Below are 15791 nucleotides of genomic sequence, written 5' to 3'. Positions count from 1 at the left end.
AACTAGATTTTGAGTCAGCCAAAGATTTCGGCAAAAAGGCACCAAAACCCACCCAGTTCCCCCAACAACGAAGGCCACCGGCGGTGGAAGGCACCAGAGGCTGGACACATTCCCCAAAACGGGTCTGTGCGCCAGATGCGATATGATAACTCACTTGAACAGACTTCGTGGTGTTTTTGATTATTCCTGCCTGAAGGGGTATTTTTTTTGTGCCGGGTATTACATGCACGCCAGGCAGAAACTACATCCGCTTTACATCGGCGCCCAGGCTTGCCAGCCGCGCTTCCAGATCACGGTAACCGCGGTCAATGAAATGGGCGTTCTGGATTTCGGTGACGCCCTCGGCCATCAGGCCGGCGATCACCAGAGCGGCCCCGGCCCGCAGATCGGTGCTCTTGACCTGGGTACCGTGCAACCGGGGTATCCCCTCGACAACCGCCACCCGGCCCTCCACCTTGATCTGGGCGCCCATGCGCCGCAATTCCTGGGCGACCTGGAAACGGTTCTCGAAGATATTCTCCACAATGATGCTGGTTCCCGGAACAACCGACAAAAGACTCATCATCTGCGACTGCATGTCGGTGGCAAACCCGGGATAGGGCATCGTTTTGATACTGATCGGCAGCAAGGGCTCCGGAGTGGACACCCGGATGGTGTCCTCGGCTTCCTCGACCCGGACGCCGGCTTCCCTGAGCTTTGCGCTCACAGGCTCAACGTGGGGCGGAATGACATGTTCCAGGGTCACGTCGCCCCGGGTGGCGGCGGCGGCCACCATAAAAGTTCCGGCCTCGATGCGGTCGGGGATGACACTGTGCCGAACCGGGGCAAAAAGCTCAGGCACGCCGTCGATGCGGATCACGTCAGTGCCGGCCCCGCGTATCTTCGCCCCCATGGCGTTCAGGAAATGGGCGAGGTCGACGATCTCGGGCTCTTTGGCCACGTTTTCAAGGATGGTCTGTCCTTCGGCCAAAGCGGCGGCCATCATGATGTTCTCCGTGGCCCCCACGCTGGGAAAGTCCAGGTAAACCCTGGCTCCCTGGAGCCGCCCCGACACCCGTCCTTCGATATAACCGCCGCGGATCTCCAGGTCGGCCCCCATGCTGGTCAAGCCTTTGAAGTGGAGATCCATGGGCCGGCTGCCGATGGCGCACCCTCCGGGCAGGGCTACCCGGGCCGCCGTGTTTCGGGCCATCAGGGGTCCGAGCAACAGGTTCGAGGCCCGGAGTTTCTTGGTCAACTGGTACGGCGTATCATCACCCACCCGGGCGGCGCCGGAAATCTTCAATACGTCCTCACCGAGCCAGGCGGCCCGCAACCCCAGGTAGGAGATTATCTCCAGCATTACCCGCACATCACTGATGTCGGGGATATTCTCGAGAATCACTTCGTTCTTGGACAGCACACAGGCGCACAGAATGGCCAGGGTCGCGTTCTTGGCCCCGCTGACCCGAATCCGGCCCTGAAGCGGCCGGGAACCGGACACCACCATTTTGTTCAGGGTCCGCCTGTCCCCCAATTGGTCGACGGCCAGCTTGATATTCTTGGGGGCCGGGTCTATTCCTGCCGGTGCTTTACCCAACGCTTCCACTCTCCGTCCAAAGTAATGAGATCAATTTCGAAGGCTTCGTTCAGACCCTCCTCCAGTGTCGCCCCCCGCCCTAATTTTTTTAGGACGGAGACGACGGCGGGCCAGCCGTAGGTTTCCACCAAAAAGGCAACGATACTGAACGACTGGTGGTAAGCCAGATGCTGATTTTCCAGCGTGTCGAAACCAGCCAATTCCGCCGGCGAAAACGCTCTGTCCAGCGGGAAGCGGCCCGCCTCCCCAAAATGGAACCCGGTAAGCCGGTACTCCTGATACTGGGCGACCCCCTCGTTGAACCAACGGGGACAGTTGCCCATAGAAAGATGGTCCACAAAAAGATGCGCAATCTCGTGCGGCATGGGCCCAAGTTCGGCGAACACCCGGTAGTAGTCCCGCTCGTCCGCCGGATCGATCCAGGCGTCCGGAGACAGCACCCGGATGCTGCCCGCCCAGTACACACCCATTGTATCGGCGTCAGCCGGCCAGCCGAAGCTTTTGTTCAAGCTTTCCCGGTCGTCGTAGAGCAGCACCGGGACCGGGCCCCGAATCTCCAGTCCAAACTGTTCGGCAAGGGCCGGGTAAAAACCTTCGGCGGCCGCCAAAATCATTTCGGCTTCCCGTTTTTGGCCGTCCCGGAACAAAACGACAAACCGCTCCCCAGAGAGCGCGTCCATTCCCCGGGCATAGCCGTACCAGACCAGAACTCGTTTATTGATTTCCCGGATCAGGGAGTTGATATACAAATTGGGAGCGGCGGGTATTTTCGTCAGTGCCAACGAACCAACCAGTACGGATACAATCGTCAACCGGGCCAGGAGGCGGGCTTTGCGGGACAATCGCGCCACTCCTCTTTGCTCCGGCGGCTGTCCCCACAGTATTGCGGCGGACTGGAGCAGGTCGAACTTAGGCCGTCTCAACGCAAATTATAACCCTTGTCTCCGGACCGGGCCAACAGGTATTTTGTGCAAACCGAACCGGGCGTTACCGCTTTTGACCGGCGGTCCACTTCTGGATCAAGGTCCGGGCGTATTCGGCCTCGGGGCCGGTGCCAACCAGGGCCAGAAAACGCTCCAGCGCGCGGACCGCTTCCGGGTAATCCTCCCGCCCGGACCCGAGCGCCAATCCGTAGAGGTAGAGAGCCCGGTGGTGCTCCGGGTTTGTTTCCAGCAGCGCCTCGAGCTGCCCGATCGCCTGTTCGTGCTCGCCCAGTTGCAGATACATCTCCGCCAGGTCCAGGCGCACCCGCTGGTTGCCCGCCTCCAGGGCGAGCGTCTCTTCAAACAACGCGATGGAACGCTCGTAGTCCATCATGTCCCGGTAAGCGACGGCCAGGCGGATCCGGCTTTCAACGTCCGAGGGGTTGTCGCGGACCTTTTGTTCGAGTTGCCGGACCTCCCGGGCGAAGTCGTCCAGAGCGGGCGCCGGGCCGGGAACTTCGGGCCGGTCCTGACCCTCCAAGCCCCAAAGCCCTACGACTGAAGGAGCTACCAGACCGACGGCGATCAGGACGGTGATCGCCCAGAAACCAACCTTCTGCCACGTTTTCCACCGTCTTGGCAAAGTCATCACCCCAACCGGAGTAGTGAATCAAAGGAGTCCGAAGGCCTGAATTATTATAACCTTATTCACCGGCGAAGGGCAAAAACCAAGAATCCAGAAGTCAGGAGTCAGAATTCAGAGGAAAGGTGCGTCGGGAACAAGAATGCACGGAACGCTGACGCGAGGTGCGAGAGCGGAAAGCAAAGCCAGATCCACCGGGTGAGCAACAAATACAAACCGGGCGAGTTGCGCCTTCCAAATCGGCTTTGGTCCCAACCCGGCAGCCGGAAGGCATTTCCGGAAAAGAGCGACCTGGTCCCCACCTTAGCTGCAATTTGCCCGCACCGGTTCTGTTTACAGGTAGTTCAACGGGTTCTGGGCCCGGCCGTTTATGAGCACCTCAAAGTGCAGGTGCGGACCGGTCGACCTGCCGGTGCTGCCGACGGCGCCGATGTACTGCCCGCGGTCGACTTCCTGCCCGGCCGACTCCGCTACCGAAGAAAGGTGCGCGTACCTGGTGACCACCCCGTTGCCGTGACTGATGTCGATCACGTTCCCGTAGCCGCCGTGCCAACCGGCCCGGACCACCACTCCCGGTCCGGCGGCCACCACCGGCGCACCATGCCCGGCGCCGATGTCAATGCCGCTGTGAAAGCCACCGCCGCGCGGACCGAACGGGGAAATCACCCCGCCCCCCGCGGGCCAGGCCAACTGGCCGCCCCCACCGCGGGACGCCAGGATAATCTTCGAACCGGCCACCTCAACCCGGTTGACCACGGGCTTGATCTCCCGCGCTTCCAGGCGCTCCTGCGCCACCAGGCGGCCGTTTTGGCGCACCACCCGGAGTGTGACCTCCTCCAGACCCGCGGCCCCGGCCTCCAGCACCTTCCGCTGACCGACAGGCAGGCCCGGGTCACGCCGGACCGTGGTTCTGTACGGTATCTCCCGGGTTTCCACCACCTGAGCAGTGGTCACCACCGTCAGGAGGGGTTTGTGCCGGGCAATGACCAGTTCGTCCCCAATGCCCAGAATACTGGTCTCCTTAACCGCCGGATTGGACGCCAGAAGCTCCGCCACCGACAGGCGGTGTTCCGCGGCCACGTCCCAGAGCGTATCACCCTCACGAACGACGTATTTCTGTACGTTCTCAATGTCCTGCCGGGCCAGGAAGAGCGCTTCATCCAACCCGGCGACCTCATCACAGCGCACCCTTGTCCCCACCAGCTGAACGTCCTCAAGGAACCGCCTTTGGGCTCCCTCCTCGACCGTGTAGGAATCCAACACCCGGTCAAGGAACTCCCTGGCCGTGGGCCGGTCCGCGAACACAAAACGCTGCTGGCCGTCAATACGAACCGCGACCGCATCCCGGGCGAACCCGAGCGCCTCCGCCAGCCGGTCTTCGAGTTCCTGGGCGCTGACGGCGGCCCCCCCGCCCGATACGCGCACGGCGTTGACCCGGGCCCAGGGCACAGGCCGGCCTTCAATTTCCCCATATTGAGACGCAAGACTGTAAAGCGCCCGCTCCAGGCTCTCAAAATCAGAAACCTGGGCCACCGGTTTACCTTCAACCGACACCGCCCAGGTTCCACTATCCAACGCCAGACTGTTGCCGCCCAAGACCAATAAGCACAATAGAAAAACGGCGATACCCAGCGGATTGGGCCGCCGGACTCGAGGCGCTTTGCTGTAAAAGAACTCCGGAGGCAAGACCACTCCCCCTCTCAGTGTACCGGGATTGTACCATAAGAATTGAACACCGGTCTAGACAAAAACTTCCAGCGGCAGCCCGTTAATCCCTTTTCATAAAACACCGGCACGTTCAGGCTCCGGCATCCTGACTTTTCCTGGCCTGTACGTACAGGGCGCACTCCAGCCGGTGACGCATAGCGGCACATCCCAACCGGCTCGGGTGGTGGATCGAGCCGTTCTCCAGGAAGGCTTGCGCGTGACAGCCCCCGCTGCACAGAAACTTGGCCCAACAGTCCGAGCATTCCTTTTTGTTATACACGTGGGCCTGACGGAAATCATCAACCAGGTCCGCCCGCACCACTCCGGAGAACACATCACCAAGCAGGAACCCCCGTTGACCGACGAATTGGTGGCAGGGGAAAAGCCCGCCGTCTGCGTCGACAGCGAGGTAGGCGTGACCGGCGCCACAGCCGGACAAGCGCTTCGGCAAACACGATCCCGCGTCCAGGTCGATGTCAAAGTGAAAAAACCGGACCGCGGGGTCAGCGCGGAGGGCATCCAGATAAACGGCCGCCAGCCGCTCGTATTCGGCCCGGACCCGGGGCAGATCCCGTTCACTTAAGGCGTATTCCTCCTCCTCCGGGGCGACCACCGGCTCGAGGGAGATGTTGCGGAATCCCTGTTCGGCCAGGTAGCGGAAATCCGCGGCAAAATCCAGGTTTTGACGGGTGAAAGTTCCCCGGATGTAGTAGTAACCCCGGGAACCCGGGCCGGACTTCCACTCCAAAACGTAGTCCCTGATGTTGGGCAGGACTTCCCGGTGCGACCCCCCTCCCCCCGGCGTGCGGCGCCACCGGTCGTGCGCCTCGGGGCGGCCGTCCAGGCTCAACACCACGTTGACCTCATTGTCCAGAAGAAAACGCCGCACCTCCGGCGTCAGCGAAAGCCCGTTCGTGGTCACGGTGAAACCAAAGTGCTTGCCGGCCTTCTCGCCCCGATTCCGGGCATAGCGGATGGTGTCCCGAACCACCGGCAAATTCAAAAGCGGTTCCCCGCCGAAGAAGTCGATTTCCACGCGGCGGCGGGCACCCGACCCCCTGATGAGCAGGTCGACCGCCCGGCGGGCCACGCCGGGCGGCATCAGTTTCCGGACCGCCTCCGGACGCCCGGCCCGGGCGAAACAATACCGGCAGGCCAAATTGCAGTGGTGGGATACATAAAGACACAACGCTTTGACTTCCGGGAGCGGAGGTTGATAGTTCGGATGCGGATCGGGTGCAAAGAGCAATCCCTGGTCCCGGAGGGCCTCGATTTCCCCGAGGGCGCCTTCGATTTCGACCGCCGGGTACCGCTCCCGGAGCGCCCGCACTGTTTCCGGCCGCCCGCCGAACCGGCCGGTGAGAATCTCCCAGGCCGGGCCGTCAACCTCGTGCAGGCTTACGCTGTGCGCGTCCAGGACCAGCCGGGTGTTGTGGACCTCAAAACAATGAATCATAGCTCTTGTTCGCCACCGGAATCCCGTATTTTAGACAAGACCTGGGTATTCGCAATCCGCGGAAAAAGGGGACAGTCCCCGGGAAGAAAAGGGGACTGTCCCCTTTTCTCGGCAAAGGCAGACTAATACCCGGTTAATCACCGGGTATCCCAGAACGGTTACTCCTTTTTCTCCTTGAGGCAGACCTGGTTGCCCACGGTGCAGGAAGTCTTGCAGGCCGACTGACATGAAGTCTGGCATTCACCGCAGGCCTCTTCTTTCCGCCGACCGAGCACGCTCTTGTTGACCGTCCGGATGTGTTTGCCCAAAAACGACCCCTCCCTTGAATACCGGCTAGCCTACCGAAACCACCTTGAACCCCAGGTTTTCGATCTCGGCCACCAATGTTCCGGCATCGGCCGCGCTGATCCTAAACACCAGGTGAAACCGCTCCTCATCCCGCCGCATGGTGACGACGCTGATGATGTTGATGCTCCGCTCCTTGAAAAACTGGGTGATGTCGGCCAGCACGCCAACCCGGTCCTTCGTGTCGATAACGAGCCTGGTACCCGCCCGGTGCAGACCGAACAACCGGACCAGCGCCTCGACAATGTCGGTTTGGGTGACGATCCCGACCAGTTTACCGTCCTCCATAACCAGCAAGCTGCCGATCTTCTTCTGGCGCATTACCTGGGCCGCCTCTTCGATCGGCATCTGCGGGGGGACCCAGACCGGGTCCTTTACCAACGCTTCCTTCACCGTAACCTTGGCCAGCACATAGTTCAACTCGTGCATGCTCAGCGTGGTGGCCGGGGACGGTGAGACCTGCAGGAGACCGCGCTCGGTCACCAGGCCCGCGAGGCGGGAACCCTGGAATACCGGCAGGTGGCGCACCTTGCGCCTGGTCATTATGTCCAAGGCCTGGAAAATGGGGGTGTCCAGGGTGATGGTGATGGGATTGCTGGACATACAATCCTGCACAAACATGGCTCTCACCGCCCTTAAGAGGTTTTGTTTACATTATATCCTCCCGGGGTGTTCCAGGCAATAGACAACGCTCTTGAGAGCCTCAAACCCGTTGTCACCAAGGATCCCAAAGACAAGAAACCGGGGGTTACCCCCGGCCCTTCAGGCGGTTCTTGGAGCGGGCGAAGGGGCTCGAACCCTCAACCCCCAGCTTGGGAAGCTGGTGCTCTACCGTTGAGCTACACCCGCATAATTGGTGGTCAAACGACTAATTTGGTGACCCCAGCGGGATTCGAACCCGCGTTACCGGCTTGAAAGGCCGGTGTCTTAGTCCACTTGACCATGGGGCCACGCTTCGTGAGACACGTGACTATCTTACTACAGCCCCGGAGGGCTGTCAAGGTCGGTGGACGGGCCTAGATGGGCCTGGTCGGAGGATGGGCTAAAACAAGTCACGCCGGTGAATCGGTCAGCGGCGGCGGAAAAAGTCCACCAGGGGCAGGGTCTGCTCGCGTCCGGGACCCACGCTGATCACGCCGAGCGGCACCCCGGTCAGTTCCGACAGGCGGTCCAGATAAGCACGCGCCGCCGACGGCAGTTCCGCAAAGGACTTCGCCCCGGTAAGGTCCTCCGTCCAGCCCGGGAGTTCTTCGTAGACCGGCTCGCAGTCGGCCAGCACCGACAACCGTGACGGGAAATCTCCGATCTCACGCCCCTGGTAGCGATAGGCGCGACAGACGCGCAGCACGGGCAGCCCGGTCAGCACGTCCAGCTTGGTGACCGCCAGGTAGTCGAGGCTGTTGACCCGGGCCGCATACCGGGTGATTACAGTATCCAACCAGCCGCACCGCCGGGGCCGGCCGGTGGTGGTGCCATACTCCCGGCCCACGGCGCGCAGGTGTTCACCGGCTTCGTCCCTCAACTCGGTGGGAAACGGCCCTTCGCCCACCCTGGTGGTGTAAGCCTTGGTTACCCCGATCACCGTGTCGATCACCCGGGGACCGACGCCCGTTCCGACCGCCGCAGCCCCGGCCGTGGGGTTCGAGGAGGTTACATACGGGTACGTGCCGTGGTCGATGTCCAGCAAGGTGCCCTGGGCCCCCTCGAACAGGACGTTCCGGCCGTCCCGCACCGCCTCGTGCACCAGCAACGAGGTGTCGCGCACAAAAGGCCGCAGCGTTTCGGCGTGGTCGAGATATTCTTGTGCCACCCGCTCGGCGTCCGGGCCCGAAGCCTGGTGGATCTTCGCCAAGACTTGACCCTTGCGCCGGGTGGTGAGTCTCAATTTCTCCTCCGCTCCCGGTTCAAGCAGGTCGACCACCCGGAGACCCTCCCGGGCGTGTTTGTCCGTGTAGGCCGGACCGATACCCCGGCGCGTCGTCCCGATGCGGCGCAAGCTGTCCGGGCAGTCCTCCTCCAACTCGTCGCACTGAAGGTGGTAGGGCATAATCACGTGCGCGCGCTCACTGATGTAAAGCGCGGCCAGAGGCCGGCCGGCCGCCCGGAGCACTTCCAACTCCCGGCGCAGCACCCCCGGATCGATCACCACCCCGTTGCCGATCACACATACCTTGTCCGGATGAAGGATACCTGAGGGAATCAAGTGGAGTTTGAACTCCTGACCTTCGACCACCACGGTGTGGCCGGCGTTGTTTCCGCCCTGGTAGCGGACGACCAACTCCGCCTGCCGCGCCAGGTAGTCCGTCAGTTTCCCCTTTCCTTCGTCTCCCCACTGGGCGCCAACGAGCACTACGGTCGACAATCCGGTCTTTCCTCCTCAAGTATGACGGGGCCGGCAACTAGTGCGGACTGCACGCCGCCGGCCGGCCAGCCGGCCTACCGGCACAACGGTTACCGTACTCCCTCATTTTTCCGCAAATCATTTCGGTCTTAGACTCTTCTCAGTATCTCCCGGGCGGCAACCACTCCGGAAGCTCCAGCCTGTACCAGACCCCGGGTCACCCCCACCCCGTCTCCGGCCGCGAACAGGTTGGCGATGGGTGTTTCCAGACTCCTGTTGAGCGCCAGGCGGGAGGAATAAAATTTCACTTCGACCCCGTAGAGCAGCGTGTAGCGCGAGTAGACGCCGGGGGCGATCAGATCCAGCGCCTTGAGCATCTCTACGATCCCCAGGAGATGCCGGTACGGGAAAACCAGGCTCAAGTCTCCGGGCGTGGCTTCGGCCAGTGTGGGCCTGACCACTCCCCGGTCGATCTTCTCCGGTGTGCTCCGCCGCCCGGCGTTTAGGTCTCCGAGCCGCTGGACCAGGATCCCGCCTCCCAGGAGGTTCGCCAGGCGGGCGATATACCGGCCGTAGGCGATCGGCTCCTTGAAGGGCTGCGTGAAGTTCTTGCTGACCAAAATGGCGAAATTGGTATTTTCCGTTTTATTGTAAGCGTGGGTGTGACCGTTCACGGTGATCAGGCCGTCGTTGTTCTCCATGACCACCTCGCCGTAGGGGTTCATGCAAAAGGTACGCACCCGGTCTTCAAAGGTGCGGGAGATGTAGGTGCATTTCAATTCGTAGAAAAGACGGGTCAGGGGCTCCATGACCACGGCCGGCAATTCCACCCGGACCCCGATGTCCACGGCGTTGTTGGTGGTGGGAACGGCCAGGCGCTGGGCCTCGCGGTTCAGCCACCCGGCGCCCTCCCGTCCGGGAGCCACGATGACGTAGCGGCCTTCAAGCACTTCGCCGTCGGCGCACTCCACCCCGGCCACCCGGCCGTCCCTGGTCAGGATCTGGTGGACAACCGTACCCGTCCTGATCTCGACGTGCTGCTGCAGGTGTTCGTACATCTCCTGCAAAACTTCACCGCACCGCCCGGTCCCCAAATGCCTGATGGGCAACGGTACCAACCGGAGTTCGGCCAGGGTCGCCTTTTTCTGCAGCTCCTCGAATTGTTCCCGGTGTGCGGGTCCGTACACCTCTTCGGGCGCTCCGTAGCGCAGGTAGATGCCGTCCACGTAGGCAATCAGGTCTTCCAGCGCCTCACGCCCCACGTAGTCTTCCAGGGCCCCGCCGACTTCGGGCGAAAGGGTCAGCTTTCCGTCACTAAAAGCCCCCGCGCCGCCCCACCCACAGAGTGTGGCGCAGGGAGTGCAGTGGCGGCAGGGCAGTTGTGCCTGGCGGGACGGGCAGACCCGCTTCTTGATGTCCCGCCCTTTTTCCAGCATCACTATTGAAAGATCCGGTTTGGCCGCTACAAGCTCAAGGGCCGCGAATATCCCCGCCGGCCCCGCGCCCACGATAATCACGTCGTACATTTGCTCAACTCCGCACCCTTGTGGCGCTTAAACTTTAGCAAATAAGCCCCCCGCAAGTCAAACTATTCGGGCTCCTTCCGCAGGGGGAAAAAGCGGGGGAACTCCTTGAAAAAGCCCAGCTCCACCTTGCCGGTCGGCCCGTTGCGCTGCTTAGCCACGATGACCTCCGCGATGGCCTTCCGGTCGGTTTCCTTGTTGTACAGTTCCTCACGGTAGATAAACATCACCACGTCGGCGTCCTGCTCCAGGCTGCCGCTCTCCCGCAGGTCGGATAAAAGCGGTCTCTTGTCCTGGCGCTGCTCCACGGCACGGGACAACTGGGAGAGGGCCAGCACCGGCACGTCCAGTTCCTTGGCCAACTCCTTCAAACCCCGGGAGATCTGGGCGATCTCCTGCTGGCGGTTCTCCGCGCGCTTATTTGGCTCAATCAGCTGCACGTAGTCGATGACCACCAGGGCGAGCCCCCTTTCGGCCTGAAACCTTTTCGCCCGCGCCCGGATATCACGCAGGGAGGCGCCTCCGGTGTCGTCAATGAAAAGCGGCACGGCCTCAGCTTGGGTCGCGGCTTCGGACAACCGTTCCCAGTCTTCGTCGCGCAGGTTTCCTGTCCGCAGGCGGTTCTGATCAACCCGGCCCTCGGCGCAGAGCAGCCGGTTGACGAGTTGCTCCTTCCCCATCTCCAGGCTGAAGAGGGCCACCGGCAGGCCCTGGCGGGCCGCGACCTCGTAAGCGATGTTCAAAGCCAGCGCCGTCTTGCCGACGCTCGGCCGCGCCGCCAGGATGATCAGGTCGGTGGGTTGCAGTCCCGAACAAAGGCGGTCCAGATCGGCAAAACCGGTGGGCAGGCCGGCAATCCGGCCCTTGTTATGATAGGTTCTCTCAATCCGCTCCAGGGCGTGAGCCAGAATGTCCTTCAGCGGCACGAAGGACCCGGGCGTGCGCCGCGCGCCCAATTCCATGATCATTTGCTCGGCCTGGTCCACCAGGCGGTCGGCCGCCTCCCGCTCGTCGTACCCCATCTCGGAAATCCGCGCCGCTACAAAAATCAGCGTGCGCAAGAGCGACTTTTCCTCGATGATCCGGGCGTAATGCTCGATATTGGCCGCCGTCGGCACCATTTCAACCAGCGACGCCACGTACGCCGCACCCCCGACCTTCTCCAGCACCCCTTCACGCCGGAGCCGGTCGGTGACCGTCACGAGATCAACCGGTTCCCCGTCCTCCTGCAGCCTGACCGCCGCCTCGTAAATCAGGCGATGGCCGTGCTGGTAAAAATCCCCCGGCCGAATGATGTCCGCGACCCGGTAGAAGGCTTCCGGTTCCAGGAAAAGCGCCCCGAGCACGGCTTGCTCGGCGTCGATATTCTGGGGCGGGATCCGCTCGGGCCTCATTGCTCCACGACCTCGACTTCAAACTCGACCTGCACCCCCGGATGCAGACGGGCCAGCACCGGGAATCGGCCCAGACTTCTGATGGGCTCTTTCAACTCCAACTTCTTGCGGTCGATACTCAGGTTGTGCCGGGCCGCCAGCGCGGCGGCAATGTCCTTGTTTCCCACCGAACCGAATAGCTTCCCACCTTCCCCGGCCCGTGCCGGGATCTGCACGGTGAGCCCTTTCAACTTGCCCGCCACCTTACGGGCCTGGGCCGTCAGCCGCTCGACCCGCTCGATCCGGGCCTGGTCCAGCTTGGCCAGTTCCTTGACCCGGCCCGGTGTGGCATCCTCGGCCAGCCCTTTGGGGATGAGGAAGTTGCGGGCGTAACCCTCGGCCACCTTCACCACTTGGCCCCGGCTGCCCAGACCGGCCACGTCTTTTAGCAGCACCACTTTCACATTTCCCGCCTCCTTTTCTCGAAACAGGCCCGGCAATCCACCCAGGCGTCCAGAAAACCGGCACAAATCAAGAATACCGCGGTTACCGGCCAGTTGAGCACCGCTCCCGCCACAAGCACGAACTTCAGCCACCGCGGCGCTGTAAGCTCACGGTACAGGTAAGCGGCCAGCGAGAAACCCGCCAGCATATAGGTTACAGCGGCGATGAACAGGAGATTCCGGCCGGTAACGGCCGCCGCCCCGAACGACCACTGGTCGCCGCCCAGGGTCAACGCCAGGCCGGCGGTCACCACCCAGATGAAAGGCCACGGGAGCCGCCAGCGGTGCAGTTCCGGTTCCGGTTCCGGCAGGTGGTTCAGGCGTTTCAGGCCGGCGGCGGTCAGGAAAAACCCGGCCCAGGCGGCCACGACGGCCCAGGCGACGAAGCCCCCGGGCAGGAGCATCACCACCACCGGGAGAACCTGCTCCCGGGACTCGGAATGATTCTCATTCATAAGCGCCGCCGCTGCCAGCTCATAGGGGTTTTCCCCCAGCACCAGGAAGGAGGCGATATTGATCACGGCCAGGAATACGGCCAGCACCAGTCCGGCGGCCAGAATCTTCCGGTGGGCCACGCCTTTCTTAAAAAGAAGCCCGAACAAAAGCCCCAGAATGCCCGACTCCGCCAGGATCATCAACGTGATGAAGGCTCCGAAAAGCACCGCCGTCAGAAGCGCAGCCGCACCGAGGACCATCACCGCATACCAGGCACCGTGACGGTAGGCGGCCATACCCGTCAGCACCGTAATCGCCAGGCCGCAAAAAGGGAACAACAGCGGCAGCAGGATGCCGGCCGCGGACAGCACGGCGAAAGCCAGGACCAGGAAGACCCCTTCGCGCAGGTCCCCCGGCTTGAACAAAAAGATCACCCCGCGTGGCCTCTTGACGTGAAACATGCTCACTAATTCGCTGGGTCCGCCGCTGACACCTTTCGGCCCGTGGGAAAAGCGCCGGATGAGCGGCGCTTTCGAGTGCGGATCTGTGTCGGTGGTCGGTGGTCGGTGCAAGCACGTCTCCAAGGACTTCTTAGTCGGTGCTATAGGGCAACAGGGCCATGTTCCGGGACCGCTTGATCGAAACCGTGAGCATCCGCTGGTGATGGGCGCAGTTCCCGGTGATCCGCCGCGGCAGGATCTTGCCGCGTTCGGTGATGTATTTTTTGAGCCGGGGCGTGTCTTTGTAATCGATAACCGCGATCTTGTCGACGCAAAAGCTGCAGATTTTCTTCTTGCGCCGACCCCGGTCACGTTTCATTCGCCAACCTCCTTAAACGAAAGAGAAAGCTATTCAAAAGCTATTCAATGGTTCTCTGTTTCAAAACGGCAGTGGTTCATCGTCGTCCGAGAAATCGATTTCGTTCCGGTAGGACTGACCCTCACCGGTATCCTTCTGGTCGTGTGGTGCGCCTTGACCCCTTGGTCCGTCCAGAAACCGGATGTTGTCGGCGACCACCTCGGCCACCTTGCGCCTGACGCCCTGGTTGTCCTCGTACGACCGCAACTCCAGGCGCCCCTCCACACACACGAGCCGCCCCTTGCCCAGATGCCGCGCGCAGGTTTCTCCCAGTTTGCGCCAGGCCACCACGTCGATGAAATCGGTACCCCGGTTTCCCTGTTTGTCCACAAAAGGCCGGTCGACCGCCACGGTGAACCCGGCCACCGGGGTCCCGCCCGGCGTATACCGGAGTTCGGGATCCCGCGTCAAGCGCCCGATCAGGATTATTTTGTTCAACATAATCCCACCGCCGTTTCGGTTATTGATCCTCGCGGATGATCATGTGCCGAAGCAACCCGTCCGTGATCCTGAACACCCGGTCCAGTTCCTGGGCCGCGGCATGCTCCGCCCGGCATTTCATCACCACGTAATGGCCTTCGCGGTAATCCTTGACCTCGTAGGCCAGACGCCTCTTGCCCCAGCGGTTTAGTTCGGTGATTTCGCCATTCCGGTCGGTGATGATCTTGCCGAACTTCTCAATCAGCTGTGTTGACTCTTCATCTTCCAGGTCCGGTTTCAGGATGTACATAACCTCGTACTGCCGCACTTACTACACCTCCTCCCTACGGACTAACGGCCCCCGAAAGGGCAGGGCGGAAAAACGAAGGGCAGACTCTTCCATATGATAGCCCAATTCCGCCGGAGCGTCAAGGAAAAAACGCGGGAATAAACGCGGCGAAGCGCCCGCGCGGCCGCTGCCGGTCCCGGAATCCCCACTGGGCCTTGACCAGCCAAGATCGTGCGTCAGTCCTGCAGCCGCCGCGCCAAATCCGGCCGGCCTTTTTGCCCTGTTTGGCGAAAGGCCGTGGTGAGGCCGCTCGGTCCGGGAGCATTGTCGCCCGCGAAAAAAGGCGGGAGACCCTCCGGTCTTCCGGAGGGTCTCGATGTGCTGAGGAAAAAGTGGATTTCTCTTTTTTAAGTTGGAGCCCTTTACCGGTGGCGATCCATCATGGTCCGCGGGATGGATGCCGGCTTCCGGGGGCGCGGGGCTTCCGCGGGCCTGCGCAAGGCCCACTTCAACAACCAGGCCCCGGTCACCGCGACCGCGCCGGTCAATACCAGAACGGCAGGAACCCCCGGGTTGAGCCAACCACGCAGCGCCAGCGCGGCAGTCACCAGCAGGTCAGCCGCCCGCCCCAAAAAATGCAGCTGACTCTCCATAATAAGGCCTAAGGCAAAGACGCCGGCCAGGACGGCGAGTCCTTTCAAGCCGCCGGTTCTTATCCGGCCGATGCGGTCCAGGGACCGGTATCCTAGTTCAGCCCCCCAACGACCGGTCAAGGCGAGTATCCCCTCGCGCCTGGATTGGGGCTGGTAGAAATCGTCGGGCTCCTCGTCGTAGTAGTAGTCGAGGTCGGGCTCATGGCGCTCGTCCCACAAGGGCTCCTCCGGCTCCGACCGTTCTTTCGGCCGGTATTCGGCTCTCTCCGGCGTCTTTCTTTCGTCCCGGTAGGCATCCCGGTAGCTTGTGCCCAAATCCACACAAGCCCACCTGGCCGTTTCCGCTTTCTCGGCGCCTGCCGTTATCCGGCCGTCCCGGCGCCGACTCCGGACTCGGTACTTTCGAACCCGTTTATGATCAACATCCACCATTCTGGACATCACTTCAATCCTCCCCTCCGGGAAGGCCTGCGGCGGGCGGCCCGCTGCCCAACCCGGCCTTCCCCGGGATACTTGCCACATCCAAAAGTGCCGTGCTGGGCCTGCCATAAATGACCTCGGTTCACGCAACCCGGATTCGAGTAGGTAATTGCAGCCAATGTCCCGGCTGCAGCCCCGGTCTCCGGAAGGACCTCAGCGGCGGCGGGTTCAGGCCCACGCGCGCGCTGCGCCACCTGAACGGCCGCCAACCATGCCTGCCGACCACCTGCTTTCACCCCAGGCGTGAGGCCCTTCTCCGGTGC

Annotated in this window: 16 protein-coding genes and 2 tRNA genes; all 18 read right to left on the bottom strand. The window is 62.2% G+C overall.

All coding sequences use genetic code 11. From position 1 onward, the window contains the following. Positions 1-241: 241 nt before the first annotated feature. Complete coding sequence (murA, locus tag AB1402_01705; GenBank protein MEW6540314.1) at positions 242-1498, bottom strand: UDP-N-acetylglucosamine 1-carboxyvinyltransferase; 1257 nt, start codon at positions 1496-1498, stop codon at positions 242-244. Between the two features lie 56 nt (positions 1499-1554). After that, positions 1555-2502, bottom strand: a complete 948-nt coding sequence (locus AB1402_01700) for a hypothetical protein (GenBank protein ID MEW6540313.1) — start codon at positions 2500-2502, stop codon at positions 1555-1557. Between the two features lie 64 nt (positions 2503-2566). Further along, entirely contained in the window at positions 2567-3151 is a 585-nt protein-coding gene (locus AB1402_01695) for a tetratricopeptide repeat protein (GenBank protein ID MEW6540312.1), read from the bottom strand. A gap of 327 nt (positions 3152-3478) precedes the next feature. Next, positions 3479-4831, bottom strand: a complete 1353-nt coding sequence (locus tag AB1402_01690; protein ID MEW6540311.1) for a M23 family metallopeptidase — start codon at positions 4829-4831, stop codon at positions 3479-3481. Positions 4832-4943: 112 nt separating this feature from the next. Next, the gene (gene scfB, locus AB1402_01685; GenBank protein ID MEW6540310.1) at positions 4944-6308 is read right to left on the bottom strand and encodes a thioether cross-link-forming SCIFF peptide maturase; all 1365 of its coding nucleotides are present in this window, start codon (positions 6306-6308) and stop codon (positions 4944-4946) included. Positions 6309-6466: 158 nt separating this feature from the next. Further along, on the bottom strand, positions 6467-6616 hold the full coding sequence (gene scfA, locus AB1402_01680) for a six-cysteine ranthipeptide SCIFF (GenBank protein ID MEW6540309.1): 150 nt from the start codon (positions 6614-6616) through the stop codon (positions 6467-6469). A gap of 25 nt (positions 6617-6641) precedes the next feature. Then, complete coding sequence (locus AB1402_01675; GenBank protein ID MEW6540308.1) at positions 6642-7274, bottom strand: CBS and ACT domain-containing protein; 633 nt, start codon at positions 7272-7274, stop codon at positions 6642-6644. A 153-nt stretch (positions 7275-7427) separates the two neighbouring features. Beyond that, positions 7428-7502: transfer RNA gene (locus AB1402_01670), tRNA-Gly, on the bottom strand. A gap of 25 nt (positions 7503-7527) precedes the next feature. Continuing rightward, positions 7528-7603: transfer RNA gene (locus tag AB1402_01665), tRNA-Glu, on the bottom strand. A gap of 119 nt (positions 7604-7722) precedes the next feature. Continuing rightward, positions 7723-9015 (bottom strand): adenylosuccinate synthase, encoded by a 1293-nt coding sequence (locus AB1402_01660; GenBank protein MEW6540307.1) that lies wholly within the window; start codon positions 9013-9015, stop codon positions 7723-7725. Positions 9016-9143: 128 nt separating this feature from the next. Beyond that, on the bottom strand, positions 9144-10520 hold the full coding sequence (locus AB1402_01655) for an NAD(P)/FAD-dependent oxidoreductase (GenBank protein MEW6540306.1): 1377 nt from the start codon (positions 10518-10520) through the stop codon (positions 9144-9146). Between the two features lie 62 nt (positions 10521-10582). After that, on the bottom strand, positions 10583-11911 hold the full coding sequence (gene dnaB / locus AB1402_01650) for a replicative DNA helicase (GenBank protein ID MEW6540305.1): 1329 nt from the start codon (positions 11909-11911) through the stop codon (positions 10583-10585). Continuing rightward, positions 11908-12354: a 50S ribosomal protein L9 gene (gene rplI / locus AB1402_01645; GenBank protein MEW6540304.1), complete on the bottom strand. Its 447-nt coding sequence runs from the start codon at positions 12352-12354 to the stop codon at positions 11908-11910. Before rplI ends, dnaB begins: the two co-directional genes overlap by 4 nt. Continuing rightward, positions 12351-13262 (bottom strand): DUF2232 domain-containing protein, encoded by a 912-nt coding sequence (locus tag AB1402_01640; protein ID MEW6540303.1) that lies wholly within the window; start codon positions 13260-13262, stop codon positions 12351-12353. Before AB1402_01640 ends, rplI begins: the two co-directional genes overlap by 4 nt. Positions 13263-13419: 157 nt before the next feature. Beyond that, positions 13420-13647 (bottom strand): 30S ribosomal protein S18, encoded by a 228-nt coding sequence (gene rpsR / locus AB1402_01635; GenBank protein MEW6540302.1) that lies wholly within the window; start codon positions 13645-13647, stop codon positions 13420-13422. A gap of 60 nt (positions 13648-13707) precedes the next feature. After that, a complete protein-coding gene (gene ssb / locus AB1402_01630; protein MEW6540301.1) occupies positions 13708-14127 on the bottom strand; it encodes a single-stranded DNA-binding protein in 420 nt (139 codons plus the stop codon). A 19-nt stretch (positions 14128-14146) separates the two neighbouring features. Next, a complete protein-coding gene (rpsF, locus tag AB1402_01625) occupies positions 14147-14434 on the bottom strand; it encodes a 30S ribosomal protein S6 (protein MEW6540300.1) in 288 nt (95 codons plus the stop codon). A gap of 383 nt (positions 14435-14817) precedes the next feature. Continuing rightward, a complete protein-coding gene (locus AB1402_01620) occupies positions 14818-15489 on the bottom strand; it encodes a hypothetical protein (GenBank protein ID MEW6540299.1) in 672 nt (223 codons plus the stop codon). Positions 15490-15791: the final 302 nt, after the last annotated feature.

The organism is Bacillota bacterium (assembly GCA_040757205.1).
GTDB lineage: Bacteria > Bacillota > Desulfotomaculia > Desulfotomaculales > Desulforudaceae > Desulforudis.
This window is presented reverse-complemented; position numbering and strand designations above follow the sequence as displayed.

Bases quoted from the DNA above. Each gene is read 5' to 3' on its own strand.
- AB1402_01695 (MEW6540312.1), bottom strand. From the start codon at position 3,151: ATGACTTTGCCAAGACGGTGGAAAACGTGGCAGAAGGTTGGTTTCTGG.
- scfB (MEW6540310.1), bottom strand. From the start codon at position 6,308: ATGATTCATTGTTTTGAGGTCCACAACACCCGGCTGGTCCTGGACGCG.
- AB1402_01675 (MEW6540308.1), bottom strand. From the start codon at position 7,274: ATGTTTGTGCAGGATTGTATGTCCAGCAATCCCATCACCATCACCCTG.
- AB1402_01655 (MEW6540306.1), bottom strand. From the start codon at position 10,520: ATGTACGACGTGATTATCGTGGGCGCGGGGCCGGCGGGGATATTCGCG.
- dnaB (MEW6540305.1), bottom strand. From the start codon at position 11,911: ATGAGGCCCGAGCGGATCCCGCCCCAGAATATCGACGCCGAGCAAGCC.
- rpsR (MEW6540302.1), bottom strand. From the start codon at position 13,647: ATGAAACGTGACCGGGGTCGGCGCAAGAAGAAAATCTGCAGCTTTTGC.
- ssb (MEW6540301.1), bottom strand. From the start codon at position 14,127: ATGTTGAACAAAATAATCCTGATCGGGCGCTTGACGCGGGATCCCGAA.
- AB1402_01620 (MEW6540299.1), bottom strand. From the start codon at position 15,489: ATGTCCAGAATGGTGGATGTTGATCATAAACGGGTTCGAAAGTACCGA.